This is a genomic window from Allobosea eneae, assembly GCF_042657265.1.
Lineage (GTDB): Bacteria > Pseudomonadota > Alphaproteobacteria > Rhizobiales > Beijerinckiaceae > Allobosea > Allobosea eneae.
The window spans coordinates 1-1,783 of the sequence record NZ_JBHSLW010000132.1 but is presented as its reverse complement, the minus strand read 5'-3'; the positions used below and the strand labels follow the sequence as shown (position 1 = coordinate 1,783).

Genomic DNA, 1,783 nt, shown 5'->3' with positions numbered 1-1,783 from the left:
CTGGTGGCCGGTCATTAATCGGAATGGTGGCCGGAGAATTATCGGAATCCCGGCCGGTCAATTATCGGAATGATGGCCGGTCGGAATCGGAATCCGCAAGATGGCACCAATAGCCCTGCCCCGAATTGATCGAAGGCACCGGATAGCAGTGCTCGTCGCGCGGGGACGACGCAAGGCGATGCTCAGTCCGTTCTTCGCCAAATGCGATGGGGTGCTACTGATCGACCCTGACGAAGCACAGGAACATGAGTTCCGCGCGAACTGCGAACGAACCGGCGAAGCCATCTGTGACCTGGTGCTCGCAACCGGCATCACTAAGCTCATATGCGGGTTCATCGACGAAGCCGATCGCAACCGCCTTTCAGCGTTCGGGGTGGATATCCGGCTAGGCTCCTGTTCACGGCCTGTGACCCTGCTGGCACGCGAATTTGACGTCCTGCCGAAGGCTTGAGGCTTCGCCGGGCGCAGGATCGACTCGAACATCCCGCCCGAGCACGCCATATCCGGGCTTCCAGAAAGCTGGGTCACTTCGCCGCGTCAGCTTAACCGAGATCAAGGATTTGCGTCCCGGTTCGCCTCATCTGTTGAGCCAGGATCACGCCACCGCAAGTCGAAGGCTCCCGTGGCCCGCCAGATTCGGGACCCTACGGTGATCCGCAGAGGCAGCTCCTACCATCGATGGCCTCCAGCGGACGCGACCTCATGGAACACAGTGCAGACCACCCCAACGCCCAGGATCAGAAGCGCCGATCCACGTCGTTCAAGATCGCTCTCGTCGGGTTTCTGGCAGTCGCGGCCTTCTATCTGATTGCGGAGCACCGCGCCCATCTCCTCGGCTGGCTCCCGTTGCTAATATTCCTCGCATGCCCGCTGCTTCATGTGTTCATGCATGGAAGACATGGAGGCCACGGCAACCAATCAATCCAGCCGTCCTCAGGTTGGCGGCAGCCTCCGCACGAACACTGATCAGGCTCTCGGAGCGCTCCCATGCACGACAACGTTCCCGCCTACGGGCTTTGGTCCCTTGTTCTTCTGAACTCCGCAGTCTTCATCTTTTTTGCTTTCAGCTTCTTCAAGCCGAAGTCACCGCGCGACTGGCGCTCATTCGGAGCCTTCAGCGCCTTCATCCTGGCCCTCTTTACGGAAATGTACGGCTTCCCGCTGACGATCTACCTCCTATCCGGTTGGTTGCAGTCCAGATATCCGGACGTCAACTGGCTCTCCCACGACGCAGGGCATCTTCTCGAGGAACTCTTCGGCTGGCGAGCGAACCCGCATTTCGGCCCCTTTCACCTGCTGAGCTTCCTGTTCATCGGCGGCGGCTTCATGTTGATCGCGGCCGGTTGGAGGGTGCTCTACGAGGCTCAGCGACGCGGCACGCTCGCCACCACTGGCATCTACGCCCGGATCAGGCATCCGCAATACGTCGGCTTCGTCCTCGTGATGTTCGGCTTCCTGCTGCAATGGCCGACGCTGCTGACGGTCGCGATGTTCCCCGTCCTGGCCTTCATGTACTGGCGGCTCGCGCGGCACGAGGAGCAGGAAGCACTAGCCGAGCACGGCGAGGCCTATGCGCGATACATGCAGGACGTGCCCGGCTACTTTCCGCGACTTTCGTCCCATCCGACCGAAACGACGAGCCGCTAGCCAAATCGAGTTCCCGGCGTGGTTTGATCTGAGGGTCTAAGAGTCCGTCCCGGAACTCATGACGCTCGCGCGATGCGGCGGATAAGAACCATGGCGGCGGCTGCGTAGAGGAAGGCCGTCGCGGAGGCGATGGTGG

Annotated in this window: 3 protein-coding genes; all 3 read left to right on the top strand. The window is 61.0% G+C overall.

Features of this window, described 5'->3' with window-relative positions; genetic code table 11:
• Nucleotides 1–178 precede the first annotated feature (178 nt).
• The 3 genes from ACFPOB_RS30410 (at nt 179) to ACFPOB_RS30400 (ending at nt 1,647) form a co-directional block, all read left to right on the top strand.
• Entirely contained in the window at nt 179–451 is a 273-nt protein-coding gene (locus tag ACFPOB_RS30410; RefSeq protein WP_054211495.1) for a hypothetical protein, read from the top strand.
• A 227-nt stretch (nt 452–678) separates the two neighbouring features.
• Nucleotides 679–966 carry a DUF2933 domain-containing protein gene (locus tag ACFPOB_RS30405; RefSeq protein WP_377801881.1) on the top strand — a complete coding sequence of 96 codons (288 nt, stop codon included), beginning with the start codon at nt 679–681 and terminating at the stop codon, nt 964–966.
• A gap of 21 nt (nt 967–987) precedes the next feature.
• Complete coding sequence (locus ACFPOB_RS30400) at nt 988–1,647, top strand: methyltransferase family protein (protein ID WP_054211496.1); 660 nt, start codon at nt 988–990, stop codon at nt 1,645–1,647.
• Nucleotides 1,648–1,783: the final 136 nt, after the last annotated feature.

Coding starts and splice junctions, on each gene's coding strand:
- ACFPOB_RS30410 (WP_054211495.1), top strand. CDS start 179: ATGCTCAGTCCGTTCTTCGCCAAATGCGATGGGGTGCTACTGATCGAC.
- ACFPOB_RS30405 (WP_377801881.1), top strand. CDS start 679: ATGGCCTCCAGCGGACGCGACCTCATGGAACACAGTGCAGACCACCCC.
- ACFPOB_RS30400 (WP_054211496.1), top strand. CDS start 988: ATGCACGACAACGTTCCCGCCTACGGGCTTTGGTCCCTTGTTCTTCTG.